16 protein-coding genes and 3 pseudogenes are annotated in these 21,690 nt (G+C 35.4%); 16 read left to right on the top strand and 3 right to left on the bottom strand.

The features are described from left to right. From ACODS7_RS08345 to ACODS7_RS08290, 12 genes and pseudogenes are all read left to right on the top strand, one after another. Positions 1-802: DUF3994 domain-containing protein (locus ACODS7_RS08345; RefSeq protein ID WP_488826377.1), on the top strand; the 802-nt coding region annotated here is incomplete at its 5' end. A gap of 156 nt (positions 803-958) precedes the next feature. Then, a pseudogene (locus ACODS7_RS08340) lies at positions 959-1,406 on the top strand (hypothetical protein). 331 nt (positions 1,407-1,737) lie between these two features. Next, positions 1,738-3,537, top strand: a complete 1,800-nt coding sequence (locus ACODS7_RS08335; RefSeq protein WP_243168405.1) for an S-layer homology domain-containing protein — start codon at positions 1,738-1,740, stop codon at positions 3,535-3,537. A gap of 425 nt (positions 3,538-3,962) precedes the next feature. After that, a complete protein-coding gene (locus ACODS7_RS08330) occupies positions 3,963-4,739 on the top strand; it encodes a DnaD domain-containing protein (RefSeq protein ID WP_029442807.1) in 777 nt (258 codons plus the stop codon). 111 nt (positions 4,740-4,850) lie between these two features. Next, on the top strand, positions 4,851-8,264 hold the full coding sequence (locus ACODS7_RS08325) for a DUF4132 domain-containing protein (protein ID WP_243168406.1): 3,414 nt from the start codon (positions 4,851-4,853) through the stop codon (positions 8,262-8,264). A 102-nt stretch (positions 8,265-8,366) separates the two neighbouring features. Further along, positions 8,367-10,757 (top strand): penicillin acylase family protein, encoded by a 2,391-nt coding sequence (locus ACODS7_RS08320; protein ID WP_029442805.1) that lies wholly within the window; start codon positions 8,367-8,369, stop codon positions 10,755-10,757. A 294-nt stretch (positions 10,758-11,051) separates the two neighbouring features. Beyond that, complete coding sequence (locus tag ACODS7_RS08315; protein WP_243168407.1) at positions 11,052-12,119, top strand: glycoside hydrolase family 113; 1,068 nt, start codon at positions 11,052-11,054, stop codon at positions 12,117-12,119. A gap of 89 nt (positions 12,120-12,208) precedes the next feature. Next, a complete protein-coding gene (locus tag ACODS7_RS08310; protein WP_000670801.1) occupies positions 12,209-12,400 on the top strand; it encodes a DUF378 domain-containing protein in 192 nt (63 codons plus the stop codon). 207 nt (positions 12,401-12,607) lie between these two features. After that, positions 12,608-13,690 carry a 3-phosphoserine/phosphohydroxythreonine transaminase gene (serC, locus tag ACODS7_RS08305; RefSeq protein ID WP_243168414.1) on the top strand — a complete coding sequence of 361 codons (1,083 nt, stop codon included), beginning with the start codon at positions 12,608-12,610 and terminating at the stop codon, positions 13,688-13,690. A gap of 12 nt (positions 13,691-13,702) precedes the next feature. Then, positions 13,703-14,875, top strand: coding sequence for a 3-phosphoglycerate dehydrogenase family protein (locus ACODS7_RS08300; protein ID WP_029442803.1), 1,173 nt, complete (start codon positions 13,703-13,705; stop codon positions 14,873-14,875). Positions 14,876-14,888: 13 nt separating this feature from the next. Continuing rightward, positions 14,889-16,136, top strand: coding sequence for a DUF1015 domain-containing protein (locus ACODS7_RS08295; protein WP_043936644.1), 1,248 nt, complete (start codon positions 14,889-14,891; stop codon positions 16,134-16,136). Positions 16,137-16,220: 84 nt separating this feature from the next. Beyond that, a pseudogene (locus tag ACODS7_RS08290) lies at positions 16,221-16,597 on the top strand (hotdog family protein). Between the two features lie 204 nt (positions 16,598-16,801). On the opposite strand, the pseudogene ACODS7_RS08285 reads toward ACODS7_RS08290, so the two are convergent. The 3 genes and pseudogenes from ACODS7_RS08285 to ACODS7_RS08275 form a co-directional block, all read right to left on the bottom strand. Further along, a pseudogene (locus ACODS7_RS08285) lies at positions 16,802-17,194 on the bottom strand (DUF3224 domain-containing protein); the annotation flags it as partial. A gap of 44 nt (positions 17,195-17,238) precedes the next feature. Continuing rightward, the gene (locus ACODS7_RS08280) at positions 17,239-18,270 is read right to left on the bottom strand and encodes a S66 family peptidase (RefSeq protein ID WP_243168408.1); all 1,032 of its coding nucleotides are present in this window, start codon (positions 18,268-18,270) and stop codon (positions 17,239-17,241) included. Beyond that, positions 18,264-18,506 carry a hypothetical protein gene (locus ACODS7_RS08275; protein WP_098137748.1) on the bottom strand — a complete coding sequence of 81 codons (243 nt, stop codon included), beginning with the start codon at positions 18,504-18,506 and terminating at the stop codon, positions 18,264-18,266. Before ACODS7_RS08275 ends, ACODS7_RS08280 begins: the two co-directional genes overlap by 7 nt. A gap of 34 nt (positions 18,507-18,540) precedes the next feature. Between ACODS7_RS08275 and ACODS7_RS08270 the strand changes: the two genes are divergently transcribed. From ACODS7_RS08270 to ACODS7_RS08255, 4 genes are all read left to right on the top strand, one after another. Continuing rightward, positions 18,541-19,182: an ATP F0F1 synthase subunit alpha gene (locus tag ACODS7_RS08270; protein WP_043936641.1), complete on the top strand. Its 642-nt coding sequence runs from the start codon at positions 18,541-18,543 to the stop codon at positions 19,180-19,182. 215 nt (positions 19,183-19,397) lie between these two features. Then, a complete protein-coding gene (locus ACODS7_RS08265; RefSeq protein ID WP_016080975.1) occupies positions 19,398-19,667 on the top strand; it encodes a 2TM domain-containing protein in 270 nt (89 codons plus the stop codon). Positions 19,668-20,019: 352 nt separating this feature from the next. Then, entirely contained in the window at positions 20,020-20,859 is an 840-nt protein-coding gene (locus ACODS7_RS08260; protein ID WP_000747488.1) for a YitT family protein, read from the top strand. A gap of 152 nt (positions 20,860-21,011) precedes the next feature. Beyond that, complete coding sequence (locus ACODS7_RS08255; protein WP_000781973.1) at positions 21,012-21,689, top strand: response regulator transcription factor; 678 nt, start codon at positions 21,012-21,014, stop codon at positions 21,687-21,689. The last annotated feature ends 1 nt before the right edge of the window (position 21,690 follow it).

Here is a 21,690-nt window from a genome sequence, read left to right as displayed (position 1 = left end):
AAATTTGTACATGCTTAAACAAGTGAAAATGTACATGATCATCTTGACATTTACAGCGGAGCATAACAATATTACAAGAGAGGTTTTTGACGGTAAGAAAAAGAAATCAGATATAGTAGATAGTGTGAAAGAATTAAATAAAGTGTTAGATAAATTTGAGTCGATAGATCCCCCGACAGAGTATGTAAACCAACAAAAAGATTTTGAAAAAGCAATTAGTTATTTTAGAGAGTCTTTTTCTTTAATAAATGAAGTCTTCACCAGAAAAGAAAAAAGAGAACAAGGTGATAAGACTGATAAAGAGTTAATAGAAAAATCTGAAAAGTTAGTGAAAGAAGGAGATATTTACTGGCTTAAGGCATTCAAAGATCTTGAAGGGGATATTAAAATCGGTGACGGTACAGTATCTATGAAAGATTTGAAAGAGTTAGATAAGAAAGCTGGAATTAATACAGATAACGTTATGAAGAATGTGAAAGATGGTACGGAATTAATCGGTAATTGGGGATTCCAAGGAACAGACGGTTTCAATATGTCACTCATTTTAAAAGGTGATAAGACATTTGAAACGTATGGTAAAGGTGAGTATCCAAATAAAAAGAATTATATTGAAGGAACTTGGGAATATGATAAGGAAGCTTTTAGAATCTATTTACATCTCAATAAACGTTTAGTAGACGGTGTAGAAGATACAATTCAAAAAAAGAAAATAGCATATAAAGTTCAAGATTATGATGGGGAAAACTTGCGATTATTTAATGAGACGTCATTTCATACAATTAAGTATGTGAAGCAAAGTTAAAGTTATGGAGGACTAGGTTTAAATGGCCTGGTCCTTCATTAAAGTGTGGGTATGTAAATAATATGTTATCTTTCGTTCTGTTTACTTAGTATCATGTTATTCTTTAATAGAAGTAATAAATGGAGTTTTACATTAAATATATGAGGTTGGTTACAAATGATAAAGAAATTTACTAGATTAGTATTAATAGTGGTTATGCCAATCAGTCTTATTACAGGTTGTGGGGCTGCTGAAAAAGCCGAAAGCGGTACAAACGGAGAAAAAGGACTATATGGATTATTCATATGGTAGCAAAGGTATATTAGTAAGTGGCAAAGCGAAAGAACGGCAACAATACGAGATTGGATATATGGATGATAATAAGTTAATTGGAATTGACGAAAATATTGAAGACTGCATTATTTTAGATAATAAAGATAAAGCAGGTCTCATTTGGAAACAAATAGAGCGTGGATCTATTATTGAAGTGCAATACGGTAAGGATCGCAATGATATCGTGGGCGTGCAATTCGTAGGAGATCGTGAGTCATATGAAATTAGTGATAAGTTTGATCGGAATACGATAAATGAGCTTGTTGAAAACGTTAAAGGGAATTTGGAATAGATGTATGTCGATAGTATAGGATCTCTTATTATGAAATTGTATGCCAGTCATTTGTCTAAGTTTAAATTGATTATTTTGACGGTATTTGTAATTAGTTGTAAAATAATTTTTGTTGACGGATTTTGTAAAAAGTATGTTAGATGAAATTCATTTGTAGGGATGACATATAAATATTTTCTTAACGGGCATAAAATAATATAATTTAAATATATAAATAAAAAGAAAATATATTAGAAGTACATAGTAGATTCATATTTTTAAAATTAATGTGACAACAAAGGGAGGTTGAGATATATACACGGCGGGAATGTGTGTATATCTATTTATAATAATGAATAAGACAATCAAACAACAAGTAATCGCACTATCAACAAGCCTAGTGATTTTAGGGAGTGTACCTTTATCAGCATCAGCAGAAGAGATCAACAAATCTCAAACTGATCAACTTAATATTGCCCAAGGAGAACACGGAACGAGCGGATTAAATTATTCTAATTTCAAGTTGGAAGTTCCTGATCATGTACAAATTAACGAAGCAGAAGTATCTGAAAATGAAAAAATGCTTTTAGAAGAATATAAGCATAAACATGATGAAACAGAAGAATTAAACAAAATGCAAGATGCTAAGAAGGGACAAGTAGCAGAAAAGGAAGCTATTTCAAACATTGAAAAGGCATTTGAATCTGTAGATGGTCGAAATGATGGATCTGATCGTCAAATGAAACCTGTTGCAAAGCCAAGAGGTATTCAATATAGTGCACAGAGTACGAAGAAATATGGAACACTTGCAGGAGTTCCATTTGTGGAGTGGATTGTTCCAGCAGGAAATCCTGATATTCGTCCTGCGAATCCGATGAAAGCACGTTACATTACAATCCATGAGACCGCAAATACAGCCGCTGGTGCTAATGCTGAAAATCATGCGAAATATTTATACAAGCAAGCAACTGAAGGCACTTTCCGAACAGCTTCATGGCATTTTACTGTAGATGATAAACAAATTTATCAACACTTACCAACAAACGAAAATGGTTGGCATGCAGGAGATGGAGATGGTTCAGGAAACAGGGAGTCTATCGGTATCGAGATTGCGGTTAACCAAGACGGTGATTACAATAAAGCGTTAGAAAATGCAAAACGACTTGCAGGTTATTTAATGAACAAAGAAGGAATTGGTGCAGATCATATATACAAGCATCAACAATGGAGCGGGAAAAAATGTCCTGACATTTTAATTTCACGAGGTAATTGGGCTGGTTTCGTACAAGGAATTCAGTGGTATGCAAATATAAATGCGCAGATTGATACGCCTTTACAAGATAAAAATGACTCATTTAATCCAAATGAAAATAATCCAGCTGAACCTAGCATGGAACTAGTGGTAAATGGTAGTGGCATCAATGTACGTAGTGATGCGGGCATTGAACATCGTGTTGTACGTAAAGCTTCAAACGGAGATCGTTACAAAGTATTAGCGGTTAAAAATGGTTGGTATAAAGTAGGTAATGGAGAATGGATTTTCTATGACCCAAGTTGGATTAAAATTAACTACAATGTACCAAAGGAAGAAGTACAAAAGCCTAAGGAAGAAGTACAAAAACCAAAAGATGATATTACAGGTGGCTGGTTTGAAGGGCATATTCGTAAATTAAACAGTCTAGGTATTATGCAAGGCGAAGGTAATGGTGTATTTGCGCCATATCGAAATGTAACGAGAGCGGAGTTTGCGAAATTAATCTCGAATGCTCTTAAACTACCAGAGGGAAATAAGTCATTTGTAGATATTAATGAGACACATCCATCACTTCATGACGGTATTAAACGTTGTGCAAGTGCAGGAATTATTAATGGTCGTGGTGAAGGGGTTTTTGATCCTAACTCACCAATTACTCGTGAAGAAGTATCTATTATGATTGACAAAGCACTACGATACAAAGGAATTACAGGTGAGTTAGTAGCATTACCATTTACAGATAAGCATTTAATAACATACAAAGAATCGGTTCAACGATTATACAGCTTAAAGGTAGTTAATGGTGTTGGAAATAATGAGTTTGATCCCGGAGGTACAGCAACTCGTGGTCAGGCAGCTGCCTTTATTGTGAAGATGTTAGATTCAATGCAAAAATAAAATAAAACTTGAATCAGTGGGGCCACTCGCGTTGCAATCGAGCAGTTTATTCACCGAATTTTGAAATGAGAGTTTTACTGCCTGCAAATAGCAGAATAAATTGTATGTAGAAGCTGACATTGGTAGAAGTAAAAAATAAGAAGAATTTGAAAGGAGCTATCCAAAATAATAATTTGGAATAGCTCCTATTTAGTAGGAAGAACAAATTGTATTTCATAGATTGTAATGTAGAATGCCCTTCCAAGCCCCTCATAAGCCCCTACCAAGTAATAAATCACTAAGAAAAAACAAAAACAAAAACAACTACAAGAACAAAACAAGCACGAAAAAATGAAACCGGCGTTGTAGTAGTAAAAAAAATTGTAATTCGAATGCCAAAACCATTCCAGCATTCCTATTTACTAGCAAAGAGTGGAGGGAAACATATGGCGGTATACCGTAATGTGCAGGTGAACTTTTGGCAAGATGAATTCATATTAGATTTAACGCCAGAGGAGCGTTATTTTTACATATATTTGTTAACTGGTACGAAAACGAAGCAATGTGGTATTTACATATTACCGAAGCGTGTGGCAGAGCTTGAAACAGGTTATAGTATGGAGACTGTTGAGAAGTTGCTAAACAGGTTTGTTGAGTATGGAAAGATTTTATATGAGACGGAAACGAAAGAGGTATTCATAATAAACTGGTTACACTATAACCCTATTTCAAATACGAATGTAGAAAAGTGCGTATTACGTGAGTTAAAGACTGTAAAAAGTAATGAGTTCATACATATGTTTTTACGTAAATGCCTTGAAGAAGAATACACGATTCCATTATTATTGCAGCATTTTGGTATGCCAAAAGAAGAGGATAATAGTAGTTCACAAGTAGTTATTGAAGAGAAAGAAGAAGCGGAAGAGGTAGAAAGTATAGAAGAGGACGTTCCAAATAGTGAAGTTTATAAGTTTTATGAACAAAATATTAGTAGTTTATCCCCATATATTGTGAAAGAATTGAAGAATTGGATACAAAAATTTTCTGGAGAGAAAGTGTTAGAGGCACTTAAAATTGCGTTTGAAAATAATAAGAAAACGTTAGCTTATGTGAAGGGGATTTTGAGGAATTGGTGTAGCAAAAAGTTAAAGGATTTTAGTGGGGAGAAGTGTGTAATGGGAAGTTTAGAGAGAAGGAAATGTATGTTGAGTAGTGTATTTTAATTTATATTAATTTAATGTAGAATGTACGTTCGTTTTTGTGGGTTTTATGCTATACTACCATTAAATAAGGGTATTTTTATAATAGATAAAAAGATGCGGGGGGTACAAAGTTTGACTACTAGTATATCTGAGTTGTTTCAATATATTAATATGACAGAAGAACAGGAACAATTATCACTACGATATATACAGACAAAAGAAGAAGAGATTTTAAAAGATATTGAACTAACGACGATTCGTGATCAAAAAAGAAGCGATTTTGCGGAGCGATTTATAAACGATTTTAGGAAAGTACATAAACAAGATCCGGGTTTCTTTCGGTTATTTTATCATATACTCGAGGAGCAATTATTAAATGTTCTTGTAGTCCGTTTTGCGCATGTCAGTTTTTCTAAAATGAAGGTTTATTTAGAAAAAAGTGCACTACCTTTGGACAAACTTGTAGCAATTGCATGTAGGTATTTATCTAGTATTTCAAGTTACGTCAATGAAGCAGATGTTTTTCTTAGAGAGTTAACAAAAGAGAAACCGAACTATATAGAGGAACAATTACATACTTTACCAACTAAACAGCAATTAACATTACTTCTCGTAATGTTTGATGTAGAGTATGAAAAGTTTCGTACATATAGTTCTTTATTGAATAAGAGGTTAGAAGAACATACAGAATTTATATTGAAACTGCTAGGGGAAAAGGAAAAGGTTGAAGCAGTTAAACGGTATTTAAAAGGTGAAGATGATAGTGAAGTATTTATAGGTGGGAATTTACCGGAACATATTTGGCGGCTATTATTTTGTGTTCATAAACATTCGAATGTTGCGAGGCGATATATTGAGATATTGGCGAAGAAAAATGTTTGGGGTTTTATAAACTATGCAACACGTTATATGTGTCACACTCTTGGTCAGTCTCAAAACTACAAAAAAACTGGTAGTGTAAATAGAGAAACATATGAAGAAATTCAAAGTTTTTGTACACAGTTTTGGATTTCTAAGGAAAGATTTTTTGCGCATCGTCTAAGGCAACATGATTTGAATAGTGAGGATTTTTGTAAGACTTATGAATATGAATTGCTATGCTTTATGTTGGAGGGAAATCCTGAATTTGTTCAACAAACTTTGCAATATGTAAGTAAAATGAATTATCTCATCATCGCACGAACGCTAGCCGAAAAAGGATATGAGCTAAATAGAGGGAAAATGCGAGAAGAATTTTTTGTTGCTGCTTTGCAAATTAAATTGTCTACATTGCGGGATACATATTGTGATTATTTACTAGGGAAGTTGTCACTTGAGGATATAAAGCAAATACTTAAAAATCCGAAATATAGAAGTATGTATTGGGGTATGCCGGTGTTAGAGGTTGCGCTTCTTTGGGATATAGATGATGTAGCGAAAAGGGAAGCTGTACTTACACTACAGTTTGGAGATGATGATAGTGTTAATTTATACGAACTTCTTTACGAATGTTCTGTCAGAGGAGTAGAGCCGAAACAAGTATTAGAAGATCTGCTTTCGTATGGGTTAAGTAAGGAAAAACTTATCGCTTATGCAGTTGAAGAAGCTGCATGCTACAGTGAAGAGAGAAATAAGGCGAAGGAAGCGCTTGTTTTTGTAATTGTAAAAGAACAAGCATATATAATTGAACGGTTTGATGAGTATTCTGCTATGGCAAAAGCATATATTTTAGAAGAGTTAGCAAAGGATAACATGGTTAAAATGCGTCCGATTTTAATTAAAAGCTTAGGGGATTCATCTAAAAAAATGCGTGAGTCTGTAGTTAAACTGCTTTCAAAAGATGTAGAAGCTGCAGCAGATGTAGCAGTTGAACTTCATAATAAAAAGAAGATTGTTCGTGAAAATGTGATGAAAATACTAATAGAGTATAAGCTTGAAAAATATACGAAACTTGTACAGGAAGCTTTGCAAGAAAGTAAAAATGAATCTTTCGCAGGAAAATTCTCGTTTTTATTTCAAACGGAGGAAGAAAAGATCGAAGAACTATGTGCACGTATTTTAACGGAACAAACAAGAAATTCACTTCTGCAATTGATTGGGGATGAGCCACAAATCCGTTTACGTGACTCTAATGAAATTGCTGATGCTGCAATTCCGTTAGCCTATTTACAACAGTATATCTCAGATGCTGTTATTGAGAAGAAAGAAACGGCAGAAGTAATTGGTAGAGCTTTAAATGAAGAGGACTTAAAAGAATATGTGCAAACGATATATCAAATATGGATTTCTCAAGACGCAGATGTGAAGAAGCGTGGAATTCTTTCGTTATACGGAATGTATAGTGACGACAAAATGGTCGACATACTTATAAAGCAAATTGATGAATGGGTGCTTCAAATGAGAGGAAAGATAGCAGCGGATGCCGTTCGTGCTTTAGGTTTGTCTTCATCTAAGCTTGCACTTATGTCTATTCATGCAATAGCATTTAAATATAAACATAAGCAAGTACGTAATGCAGCAAAAGAAGCGCTAAGTCTTGCTGCGAAAACACGTGGTATAACAGAGGAAGAGCTGGAAGATCAATTGGTGCCGGACCTTGGCTTTACTATACATGGTGAAAAGATAATTGATTTCGGGAATCGAAGTTTTACTGCCATTTTAACTACAGAGTCAAAAATTGAATTAGAGACAGAGGAAGGAAAACGTATGAAGTCACTTCCAAAGCCGAATGCAAAAGATGATGTAGAAAAGGCTGAAGAGGCTAAAAAAGAATTAGCCTCTTTAAAGAAGGAACTCCGAACTACTCTTTCAATGCAAAAACAACGATTGGAAGCGGCACTTTCGTTAAAGCGTTATTGGTCACATAATGCATGGAAGTCTGTATTTATGGATAATCCAATTATGAAGCAATTTTCTATTTCACTCATTTGGGGTGAGTATAAGGAAGGGAAGTTGCTGAACGCATTCCGTTATGCAGAAGGTGGCGTGTTATGTACAATTGACGGGAAGAGTTATGAACTTTCATTTGGCACTGTTATTGGTTTCGTTCATCCGTTAGAATTGTCTGGGGCGGAGAAGGAATTATGGAAAGAGCAATTAGAAAGTGCGGGAATTGTTCAGCCGTTCCTACAAATTGAGCGTCCAGTGTTTGTAGTAGAAGAGAATGATGAGAGTGCTATTGAGAGATTTGGTGGTATTTTAGTAAATGGTCGTTCGTTATTCGGTAAGATGACGAAGCTTGGATGGATCCGTGGATCTGTTCAAGATGGCGGTGTGTATTATACGTTTTATAAAGAAGATACTCGTACTGGATTAGGGGCAGAGCTTTCATTTAGCGGAGCGCCGATTGGTTATGAAGATGAAGAAGATGTATGTGTATTTGACATTCAATTTTATAAAGCAGGTACAGTGAATCATGGTTCATATGAATACGATGAAATTGATGATGAAAGACGCATTGTACCAAAAGAAGTAGATAAACGCTTCTTTAGTGAAATGTTATATGATGTGCAACTAGCGACAGGTGCAAATCTTGGGCATAATGAAAGTTGGCGTAGCAAACGATAAGAAAGACCCCCTTCATTGGTAGGGAAATGAAGGGGGTTTTTCAATGTTTTTAAAAGGTTCTTTCTCAAAAAGAAGCGAATAGTGTGAGAAAGGGGTGGTTATATGGAAGTCGTTATAAAGAAGAAACGAAAAAGGGGAAGAAGAATTTTTATTTGGGCTAGTAGTATCGTTCTCTTGTTAGTTATTTCCGCTGCGATTTTTTTGAATATATATACGCTGAAATCTATGCCAAAGATAGATGGAACGATAAAGCTAGAGGATTTACAACACGCTGTTACGGTGAAGCGGGATAGTAAAGGTGTCCCGCATATTAAATCGGAAAATGCACATGATTTATATTTTTCACAAGGATATGTACAAGCGCAAGATCGGTTGTTTCAAATGGATTTAAGTAGAAGACAAGCTTCTGGTATGTTAAGTGAAGTTGTTGGGGAAGCAGCTGTTGACCGAGATAAATTGTTTCGAACACTCGGTTTACGGCGAGCGGCAGAAGCTTCAGTTAGTCAATATGATGGAGAAGCAAAATATGCCCTGCAGTCATTTGCTGATGGGGTGAACGCTTTTATACGTGAGGCAAAAGTGGAAAAGAAATTGCCGGTTGAGTTTACTATATTAGGTTATCAGCCTTCTGAATGGTCAATCGTGGATTCTTTAACAATTGGAAAGTATATGGCGTTTGACTTAGGAGGACATTGGCATGGACAGGCGTTTCGATATTGGGCGCTGAAAAACCTTCCGAAAGAGCAAGCAAATGAGCTATTTCCTACATATCCGAAAGATGCACCTAGATTGCTAGCTGAACTAAAAACTACAAATGTGGACGTAGCACAAAGTTTTTCAAAAACGATAATTCCCCCGGAGTTTAACGGTAGTAATAACTGGGTTGTGAGCGGTGAGAAGAGTGCGTCAGGTAAGCCGATTTTAGCAGATGACCCTCATTTATCCCTTGCGACACCTTCTATATGGTATCAAACGAGACTTGAAATGAAAGATTTAAATGTGAGTGGCGTTATTTTCGCTGGAGTACCAGGTGTTATATTAGGCCACAATGACAAAATAGCGTGGGGCGTTACGAATACGGGGCCTGATGTGCAAGATTTATATATTGAGAAGAGAAATCCTAATAATGAAAATGAATTTCTGTATAACGATAAATGGGAGAAAGCTACGGTAGTTGATGAATCGATTAAAGTAAAAGGCGGGAAGACAATTCCTTATAACGTTACGATTACGAGGCATGGGCCAGTAATTTCAGAGTTTGCGGATAAGGGGAAGGAGAAAACGAAAACCGTATTCTCTTTAAAGTGGACTGCTTTAGAACCGTCAGCCGAGTTAAAAGCTGTATTAAATATGAATAAGGCAAAAGACTGGAATGAGTTTGAAACCGCTCTTCAAGATTTCCATACACCAACGCAAAACTTTGTGTTTGCATCAAACGATGGCACGATTGCTTATAAAGCGAATGGAAATATACCAGTGCGTAAAAAAGGTGATGGTAGCTTGCCTGTTCCAGGATGGACAGATGAATATGAATGGGAAGGATATATTCCATTTGATCAGCTGCCGAAAGTTATAAATCCGAAAGAAGGGTTTATTTCAACTGCGAATAATAAAATTGTTGATGATGATTATCCGTATCATATTAGCAATACGTGGGCACAGCCATATAGGCAAATGCGTATTCAAGAATTTTTGCAAGAGAAGGAAAAGTATACGGTAAAAGATTTAGAAGAGTTACAGATGGATCAAAAGAATTTATACGGGAAAGAGTTTACTCCTATATTTTTAAAAGAGTTAAATAAAGCATCTTTAAATGAGGTAGAGAAAGAAGGTGTAAACCAATTAACAAAGTGGAATTTTTACGATAGTAAAGATGAAGCGGCACCATTAATATTCCATTTATTAATGAAAGAGATTTCGAATACGTTATTTTCAAAAGAAATACCGAAAGATGTAATGGAGTTATTTGAAGGGAAGTCACAAGTTGTGGATGAATTAATCCGGAAACAAGTAGCAGGAGAAAATAGTGCATGGTTTTCTAAGTACGGAGGTTTCACAAAAGTTGTGCATACATCGTACGAGAATGTAATGAAGAAATTGCAGAAGGAATATGGACCCGATGTTGGGGGCTGGAAGTGGGGCGATTATCATCAACTCGCTTTTACACATCCAATTTCGAAATCATCGAGTATGTTAGCATTACTAGCTTTTAATCGTGAGAAACCAGTTCCAATTGGCGGAAGTCAAGTTACCGTCCAAGCAGCAAGTTACGGCGAGAACGGTATTGTAAATCACGGAGCTTCTTGGCGATTCGTTATTGATACAAAAGATATGTCAAACGGTTATCATATCGTAGGACCAGGACAGTCGGGACATTTTAGAAGCGATTGGTATCATGATCAAATAGATGATTGGGTAAGTGGAACGTATCATACGACTACATTGAATACGGAGGGGATAGAGGGGAAAGTGTTAACGTTACAGCCGAAGTGATGGGTTGTTTGATGAAGCAATATAAAAGTGAGTGTAGATGAAGAATATACGGATTTAATTATGAGTATTGATTCATTTGAAAAAATTCCTTAAGTAAGTTACTAGAAGGAATTTGATAATTTCAATCGTGAAAAGAAAGGAAAAAGGAGCGGAAACCTGCTCCTTTTTTATTTTTCCTACTATTTTTAGGAGATTTATATGAATATAGTTGAACGGCACTTCATTTTTTTCTGGAATAAATGTGAAACGTTGTATAAAATAATCAAGAAAGCCAAAAATTATAGGGGGAAAGTTGTGAAGAAAAATAAGAGTTTAATAAGTTTTTTAGGAGTGTTTCTTATGTTGTTTTCTTTTTGTTTTCAAGGAAATGTACAGGCAGATGTAAATACTGTTCAATCTGGAAAAATCAAATCAGGAAACGTAACAGTATGGGAAGTTGGAAATGTAGCGAAAGTATTAGCGGATGTGGAGCGCTTAAATTTAAATACAGTAAATGTACCGATTCAAGTGGATATCCCAAATGTGACTTCTACTAACATGGTAATTAATCAAGCGCAAAAGCAACAAGCTATTATTTTAATTCAAGAATTATTAAAGCGTAATATTCAAGTTATAGTGGAACCGTTCCCGTATATTCAGCAGGGGAATGTTGGAGAGACAGAATGGAACCCAAGTAACATTAATGATTTCTTCTGGAATTGGAAGACGGTTATTCTGCAAGATATTTTTAATTCCATTACAAGTAAATACGATGTGTATGGACTAAAGATTGCTTCTAATTTCGTGAATATGGAGTATGCAGAAGGATACTGGAGCGATACAATTGATTTTGTTTGTAAGCAGTATAAAGGAAATGTTTTGTATCAAATGAACTGGTGGTTAACAGCGAGCTGGGACTCTTCTTATGAAGCTAAGTTTAAAGAAAAAATCAATCGCCCGTATTTAAAAAAGGTGGATATTGTTAGCGTAGACAGTTGGTTTGAAGTTTCAGGAAAAAGAAATCCAACATATGAAGAAGTGAAGCAAAGTTTGTTTGCGACAACAGTATATAATCGTGGGCAAAATGTTGTTCAGCAATTGGAACAATTACATAATGCAACAGGAAAGCCAGTATACTTCGGTGGATTTAACGTTCCAGCATGTGAACTTGGATTACAAAATCCATGGAATCCAGATGTTTCAAATGTGTTTTCGAAAGATGTACAATTAAATGGATGGCGTGCTTACCGCGATGTATTAGAACCGAAACCATATTTTAAAGGTTTTTCAATTTGGTTTATTGGCTCTAATGATAGTACACATGCGTATCAAATACATAGTAAAGAAGCAGAGGCAGTTATTAACGGGTGGTACCGAAAATAAATTTTATAAAATAGGTAAGTTTTAAAGTTTACTACATATATTTCTAGTGAAAGGCCTTTCACCATCTTATCACCTAGGGGGCAATCATAATGAAATTTTTGTCTTACCTTACAGTAATTTTGGTGATTCTTGGCGGTTTGAATTGGTTATTTGTAGCGTTAGATTACAATGTAGTTGAGAAATGGTTTGGTTCTATGCCGGCGCTTGTGGACACTATTTATTGGCTCTTTGGTCTTTCTGCTATTTATCAAATCTTTGATCGGTTCTTTACGAACGACTAGCTATTATTATTTTATTATTAGAGTGTTAAGTACGATTATGTACTTAACACTTTTTTATGTGTATATAAAAAGTCTGCACTTGCAAGCGATTCCATCGCGTCTTGCGCCGTAATAATAGAAAACAAATTGACCGTATATTATATTTTAGGTTATAATTCAGAAAGTTTAAAAAATAATCGAATGAGAAATAGGGAGGTTATGAGGGTGATGGAGAGAGTCTATAATTTTTCAGCAGGACCATCAATACTCCCTTTGCCAGTTTTAGAGAAAGTGCAAAAGGAGCTATTAAATTATAACGGGACAGGCATGTCTATTATGGAAATGAGTCATCGATCTTCTTATTTTCAAAGTATTATAGAGGAAGCAAGTAACTTACTTCGTGAATTAATGAGCATCCCTGATGAGTATGAAGTTTTATTTTTACAAGGCGGTGCGTCATTACAATTCTCTATGATACCACTGAACTTAATGAATACGTATAAAAAAGCTGGGTACGTACTAACTGGCTCATGGTCTAAAAAGGCACTGCAAGAAGCCGAAAAAGTTGGGGAAGTACAAGTGATTGCTTCTTCTGAAAAAGAGAAGTTTACTACGATTCCTAAACTGGACGGTTTATTAAGTGATGAAAAACTAGATTATGTACATATTACAACGAATAATACAATTGAAGGGACAAAATATGTGGAAATTCCACATGTAGAAAGAGTGCCGCTCGTTGCGGATATGTCCTCAAATATTTTATCAGAGAGATATGATGTTTCGAAGTTTGGTCTTATATATGCGGGGGCGCAAAAGAATTTAGGACCTGCGGGCTTAACGATTGCTATTATAAAAAGAGATTTAATTGGGAGAGCAGATCGCTCTTGTCCGACAATGTTAAATTATGAAACTTACAGTAAAAATAACTCCTTATATAATACACCGCCATCCTTTAGTATTTACGTAACAAAACTTGTACTAGAGTGGTTGAAAGAGCAAGGCGGAGTATCTGCGATTGAAGAACAAAATAAAATGAAATCTTCACTTCTTTATCATTTTTTAGATGAATCTAAATTGTTTACTTCACCAGTTGACCCTGCGTATCGATCACTTATGAACATTCCATTTACAACACCGTCAGAAGAACTTAACAATGAGTTTTTACAAAAGGCGAAGGAACGCGGTTTCGTTACGCTAAAAGGACATCGCTCAGTCGGCGGTATGCGTGCAAGTATTTACAATGCGATGCCAGCACACGGTGTAAAACAATTAGTAGATTATATGAAGGAATTTGAGCTTGAGAATAGATAGGGAGATGGGGATATGTTTCGTGTTCAAACGTTAAATCAAATTGCAGAAAAAGGTTTACAAGTTTTTACTGAAGAACGTTATGAAGTAGGGGATAAACTCAATCACCCAGATGGGATTTTGCTTCGTAGCTACTCTTTACATCAAGAAGAGTTTTCAAAAGACTTAAAGGCGATTGCAAGAGCTGGCGCTGGTGTAAATAATATTCCTGTCGAGCGATGTACAGAAAAAGGAATTGTAGTATTTAACACGCCGGGGGCAAATGCAAACGCCGTAAAGGAACTCATTATTGCCAGTCTTATTATGTCTTCACGTAACATTATTAATGGTGTAAGTTGGACGAAAAACTTAGAAGGTGAAGAAGTACCACAGCTTGTTGAATCAGGAAAAAAACAATTTGTTGGATCAGAAATTGCAGGGAAACGTCTAGGTGTTATCGGACTTGGCGCAATCGGTGCTTTAGTTGCGAACGATGCGTTAGCGTTAGGGATGGATGTTATCGGATATGATCCTTATATTTCAGTTGAAACAGCTTGGCGTCTTTCTACACATGTGCAAAGAGCGTTTAGCCTTGATGAAATTTTTGCAACGTGTGATTATATTACACTGCATATTCCTCTTACGAATCAAACGAAGGGGATTATTGGGGAACACGCTGTAGAGAAGATGAAAAGAGGGATGCGTCTATTTAATTTCTCTAGAGGAGAACTTGTAGATGAAAAGGTTCTTCAAAAAGCATTAGAAGAAGATATTATTACACATTACGTAACGGATTTCCCAAATGAAAATGTAATAAAGATGAAAAATGTAACAGCGACGCCTCACCTTGGTGCATCTACGTCTGAATCGGAAGAAAATTGTGCAGTAATGGCAGCACGTCAATTACGTGAATATTTGGAGACAGGAAATATTCGTAATTCAGTAAACTATCCAAACGTCGAGCTTCCATATATCGGAAAGAAACGTATTACAATTATGCATCAAAACGTTCCAAACATGGTAGGACAAATTACAGGATGTTTAGCAGAACATCATATAAATATTGCTGATATGATTAATCGTAGTAAACATTCTTGGGCATACACAATGATTGATATCGATAACGGAATTGATGATATAATAAAAGAGAATATTGTAGAAAATATAAGCAAAATTACAGGTGTTGTAGCCGTTCGAATGATTGTGTAAAGGAGAGAGGAATGTGGCAAAAATACGACCGTTTCGGGCCATTCGTCCAGTAGAGGAAAAAGCAGCACAAGTTGCAGCTTTACCGTATGACGTATTAAATAGTGAAGAGGCAAGGGAAGTTGTAAAAGGGAATCCATATTCTTTCTTGCATGTTGATAAAGCAGAAATTGATTTAGATCCTGAACTGTCACCGTATGATGATCGCGTGTATGAAAAAGCGGGCGACAATTTAAAGCAATTTGTACGAGAAGAAGTGTTCATACAAGATGAAGAGCCAGCGCTATATATTTATGAACTGACAATGCAAGGAAGAACGCAGTCAGGCCTTGTCGTTTGTACATCTATTGATGAATACGAAGATGATACAATTAAAAAACATGAAAGAACACGTCATGAAAAAGAATTAGATCGTATTCGCCACGTAGATGTGTGTGACGCAAATACAGGTCCTATCTTTTTAACGTACCGTACAAAAGAAGAAGTAAAGCATTTGATTAGAAGCTGGAAAGAAGAGCATGCGCCAATTTATACATTTACAGCAGAAGATGGTGTTAAGCATGTTGCGTGGAAGGTTGCAGATGAAGAAGTAATTGCGACTTTAGTAAACGCATTTGAAGATATTCCTAATCTTTATATTGCGGATGGGCATCACCGCTCTGCATCAGCTGCAAAAGTAGGGCTTATGCGAAGAGAACAATATCCAAATTACACAGGAGAAGAGGAATTTAATTTCTTCTTATCGGTTCTATTCCCTTATGATGAATTATCAATTTGGGACTATAACCGCGTTGTGAAAGATTTAAATGGCTTATCAGAGGAACAGTTTTTAAATCAAATTACGCAGTACTTTTATGTAGAAGGAGCAATTGTTTCTCCGTATAAACCAAATGAGCCCAAATCATTTGGTATGTATGTAAATGAGAAGTGGTATAAGCTTACTGTGAAAGAGGAAACATTTGATGCGAATGATCTTGTTAGAGGTTTAGATGTATCTATCCTGCAAGATCATTTATTAAGCCAAGTACTTGAAATACATGATCCGCGTTCTGATTCACGCATTGATTTTGTTGGTGGAATTCGGGGGCTAGAAGAGCTAGAACGCCTTGTGAACAGCGGTGTATATAAAGCAGCATTCTCATTATATCCGACATCTATGGAAGATTTATTAGCAATTGCAGATGCAGGAGAAGTCATGCCGCCGAAATCAACGTGGTTTGAACCGAAACTTCGCAGCGGGTTGTTTGTTCATTCTTTAAAATAAATAGACTTCTTTAGTTAGAAAAACCGAAATGATTTTTAGTTTCGGTTTTTCTTATTTTAAAAGTGTTTTCGAGGAGGGGTATTAATGAAATTGCAAGTAGGCGAAAAAATCACCTTTGAACGAACTTTTACGAAAGAGGATGTTGCGTTATTTACAGAAGTATCGAAAGATGAAGGTGTTCATCATGTTACACCAGATGAGCAGGGAAGATTTGTTGTACAAGGGCTGTTAACATCAACATTGCCTACAAAAATTGGCGGTGATTATAACGTACTAGCTCGCAAAATGGATTTTGAATTTTTACGTCCTGTTTTTAGTGGGGATACGATTCGTTGTGACGTAACTATTGAACAATTTGAGCCTGATGAAAAAAATCGTACAAAATTATTGCGACGTTTATATGTAGGAATCAACTTGAAAAGGAAGTTATGAAGGGGAGTTTTTCGGGGATTATTCTTTAATTAGTAAGAAAAGAAATGAATAGGTGGGGGCATGATGTCTCTAGGGCGTAGATTTTTAATTCCCCCATGAAGAAAATTTTATGCATTGCTGAATACTGATAATATACTCTGTTCATTTTTAACTTGAATAAACTCGTCAACAAAAAGGACATTCCTAGTATTACAAGAAATGTCCTTTCCACTAAAATATAAGGTATTTTGCTGAAATTCAAACTCTAAAATTAGTTTACTAGTTTGACCTGTAAACTGATAATTATAGGATCCTCTCAGGTTTTCTAAGTTACCGGTAGCTTTAATAATTGTTCCTGGGGAATCTAAATTTCCTTTATCAAATATTCCTTGCTCTATAGCTGTAAATGTCCCTTGTTGCCCCTTATAAATTCCTTCAAAGTGTAAAAATCCAGAAATTTTAGCAGTAGCCAAGTGACCATCATTTATATTTGAGTCTAAATAATATAATAAGTATTCAACAAAAGCTTTTCCTTTTAATTCCCCATCAATATCATATTCAACATGGGCAATATTAATAGGGAAATCTTTTCTAGTATCATCGATTAGTTTTTCATCCCATTTACTTACTGTAAATGTTACTTCCATGCACGTAATCTCCCTCCAATTAGATACTTATTTAAAGTTTTCCTTTATTCCACGCCACTCTCTAAAATAGAGAAAGACCCATTTTCACAATTAATTTCCGCCAGCGCGCCGTAAGGTAAAATAAACTTCGGTTCAGTATGGCCAAAACTTAAATTATAAAGAATCGGCAAATCTTCTAAGTTATGTTCTTTCATAACCTGCAATATTTCCTGTTTATATTCTTCATAGTATTGTTCATCTTTCGGTTTACCAAAAATGATTCCTTTTGCTTTTTGCAGAATGCCTTGTGCTGCATAATTTCGCAACCAATACTTTATATAATTTGGTTCTGGATGTTCTTCAGATGTTTCAAAGAATAGAATACTATTCTCCCAATGCTTTTTCTCAGGCCAAAGTTCCGTTCCTTTTACGAATTCCAATACTTCAATACAACCACCAATTAAACGCCCTTGTACAGTCCTAGATCCTTGAAGGACCTCATATCCGTTGTTTTGCTGCATCGTACGTCTTGTATCCTTATTTATTTCTATCCATTCTAAACGCTCACTCGTCCATTCGTTAGCTGGTTGAATTTCACCAATAATCTCATTTGAAAAGAGAGTTCGATTCACTGTTTCAATCGTATATGAATCCATCTCTATATTTTCAGCAAAATCGGTTAAGATTGCTGGACCGTAAAAAGAGGAAATTCCTGCTTTATGACAAAATAAGTGTGAAACGGTATCGTCAGAGTACCCCATAAAGATTTTCGGATTTTCACGTATCACATTAAAATCAATATAAGGTAGTAAACGGATACTATCTTCGCCACCAATATTCGTAATAATTGCTTTAACACGCGTATCTTTAAATGCTGTCATTAAATCTTCCGCACGAGCTCCTGGATTGTTATAAAGGTATTCGCTACCTTTTAAACTATTTGGCATTGGGATAACTGTAAGCCCAAATACGTCTTCTAATCTCTTTACTCCTTGATCATAACGCCATCTTAGCTTAGAATCACCCGCTCCTCCCCATGAAGCACTTACTGTTGCTACGATATCTCCTGGTTGTAATCTCTTTGGTTTTATTAACATATGAATCCCGCTCCTACATAATGTAATGAACTACGATTATACAAACCGTAGCGCTGAAAAATATGATGCATGACATTAGTTTCTTCATCATCAACAATTTCACCTGCTGTAACTCGAGAATCTAGTCTCATTGTTGTATATTTAAAAATCACAGTATGCATCATTGCATGAGGAAAACGGTTGTTATTTTCACAACCTGTAACTATAATGATTACAGGTTGGTCGATACCAATCAAAAAAATAAAATCATCATGAATGGAGATGTTACATATGGGTATGAAAAAAATAATTTTAGCAGGTGCTTTAGGGATCGCAGCATTATCAGGAACGAATGTACCAGGATTAGAACTAACAAAAGCGAGTGCAGCTTCAATTGAATCGAATTTCTCAACGTTAGAAGGACGAGTAGTAGAAGTAGATAACGGTGTGATTGTTGTAAAATCTAAGCAATATGAGGAACCTGTTAGTGTGTATATTGATTCACTTTCAAACGTGAAAGTAGGAGATGAAGTAAAAGCTACTGGATCTATGATGCGTAATTTTACAGAATATATGGTTGCAACTGCAGTTGAAAATACAACAAACAAGTTAGGTATGCACATGAAAGAAGATGGTTCGCCTGATTATGTGATTGGGAAAGTATCAAAAGTAGGAACGATGGAAGATGAAGGAGACGGTGCTACTAAATATGTCGTAGTTGAGTATCCATCGCTAAATGGTAAGAAAGTTATTATTGATGTTTTCTTAACAAAGGGACAAGTATTTAATACGGGCGAGAAAGTAAAAATTGATATGAAGTACGTGGGCTGGGGTGGAAGTTCTATTAACTGGAACACAACGGACAACATTGAAAAAGTTCATGAGGTAAAGAGCAACGTTGAAAATAATGATGATGTTTGGATTTGGTCTTAATAAGGCGAGTATAAGTCGTTATTTGCATTTTTCTCCAAACAATACATGTAAAAACTAAATGTATCATGCAGTACCCATCAAATTATTATGTGTATAACAATTTGATGGGTACTTTTGTTTTGTGTTTTTTTGAGAATAACGGATTTCCAATAAGAATATGATGTTAACATTGGAGCGAAGGTGAAAAAATACAATATTGAAAGAGGTGTTCAAGGGTGGAGCAAGATGATGTTTATTTACGAGCTAAAAAAAGGGTGGAGAATTTAAAAGCTTTTTACATTCATTTAACGGTTTATATACTAGTGAACTTAATGCTTTTTATTATAAATATAAGTTCTGATTCAAGTAAATTATGGTTTTTATATCCACTTGCAGGCTGGGGAATTGGTATCGTTATACACGGTTTGACAACTTTTCCAGTTGGGATATTCGGGAAAGAGTGGGAAGAACGAAAGATTAAAGAATATATGGAGAAAGATAAGTGAATTTATTTCTGGAACGTATGAATATAAAATCTCATATAAATTTCTATGATCACACGCTTGATGCGAAGTCTATTTTATAGCTTCGCTTATTTGCTTTGCATTCGAAGTTTGTGCGAGTGAGAGTGTTTATATTCATTTTTTAGGATGAATTGCATGTGAAATCAAAACTTTATTTGTAGTACATAATAAATACAGTTGTTTTACTTTTTTAATTACTTGTGGATGTAGGATGAAGTTGATTTATTACCCTATATTAAAATAAAAATAAACCACTGTTCGATTTGAATATTCCACGATATAATGGTGAGAGTTTATGACAGAATAAATATTTACATAAGAAGTGAGGTACTGTATGAAAAAAAGAACGACAGACATTATTTTTATTATTATCGGTGCATTTCTTTTTGCGTTAGGTGTCAATTTGTTTGTTATCCCGAACGAATTTGGTGAGGGCGGAGTAACAGGCATCACGATTATTACGTACTATTTATTTGAATGGTCACCGGGCTTAGTTAACTTAATTTTAAATGCGATTTTGTTAATAGCCGGTTATAAGTTTTTAAATAAGATTACAACAATTTATACGATTATCGCTGTAGTTACGAACTCGCTATTTCTTCATTTGACAGAAGGCTGGACGATTGCTTCGGATGAAATGCTCGTAAATGCCATTTTCGGAGGAATATTTATCGGGTGCGGGATTGGTCTTATTATTCGCGTTGGCGGAACAACTGCAGGTACAACCATCTTAGCAAGGATGACACATAAATATTTAGGATGGAGCATTAGCTACGGTCTACTGTTCTTCGATTTAATCGTTGCGTTTTCATCTTATTTCATTATTGGTGCAGAAAAACTGATGATAACAATTATTATGCTATATGTAGCAACGAAAGTGATGGAGTTTGTAATTGAAGGTTTAAATCCGAAGAAAGCCATTACGATTATTTCTGATAATCCGAATGAAATTGCCGGGAAGGTAACTACCTTAATGGGCAGAGGGGTTACGGTGTACTCAGGTCATGGCTATTACACGAAAACTCCGAAGGAAATTCTTTATGTTGTTATTAATAAGCAAGAAGTAGTGAAGCTAAAACGGATTGTTCAAACTACAGATCCGGCTGCGTTCATCGCTATACACGATGTTCGTGACGTATTTGGAGAAGGATTCGTTGATATTTCTAAAGCATAGAAATTATTTTTCATTAAAATAATCTTAATACTAAAACGTAAGAATCTATTTTGAATAATCTTTTTTCAAAATAGATTCTTTTTCTTTTTCTTGCAAAAAATTCAATTGTTTCTTAATGTAGTGATGTAGAAGGATGAACGAGAGAGGGTTTAATGAAGATGATACATATTTTATTAGCTGATGACGATAAACATATTAGAGAGTTGTTGCATTATCATTTACAAAAAGAGGGATTTCAAGTTTTTGAGGCGGAAGATGGAAAGGTAGCGCAAGACGTATTAGAGAAGGAAAATATTCATCTTGCGATAGTAGACATTATGATGCCGTTCGTTGATGGTTATACGTTATGTGAAGAAATCCGGAAATATCATGATATTCCTGTTATTTTATTAACTGCAAAGGATCAGTTAGTCGATAAAGAAAAAGGGTTTATTTCTGGTACGGATGATTATATCGTAAAACCATTTGAGCCAGCTGAAGTCATTTTCCGTATGAAAGCTTTATTGCGCCGTTATCAAATGCTGAGTGCTGACATTATTACACTCCACGGAACGACAATTGATCGTAAAGGTGTTGAAGTGAAGTGTAACGGGCAGACGATTTTGCTTCCATTAAAAGAATTTGAGTTATTATCACAACTTGCTAGTTATCCTGGAAGAACATTTTCAAGAGAAGAGCTAATTGAATTAGTATGGGGAATGGATTTTGAAGGAGATGAACGAACGGTTGACGTTCATGTGAAGCGGCTGAGAGATCGTTTCTCAAAACGAACGGATGATTTTCAAATTACGACAGTGCGCGGACTCGGGTACAAGTTGGAGTTGAAATAAA

The organism is Bacillus sp. FG16 (assembly GCF_057809515.1).
The sequence above is the reverse complement of the archived record's forward strand: the minus strand, read 5'-3'. Positions and strand labels throughout refer to the sequence as shown.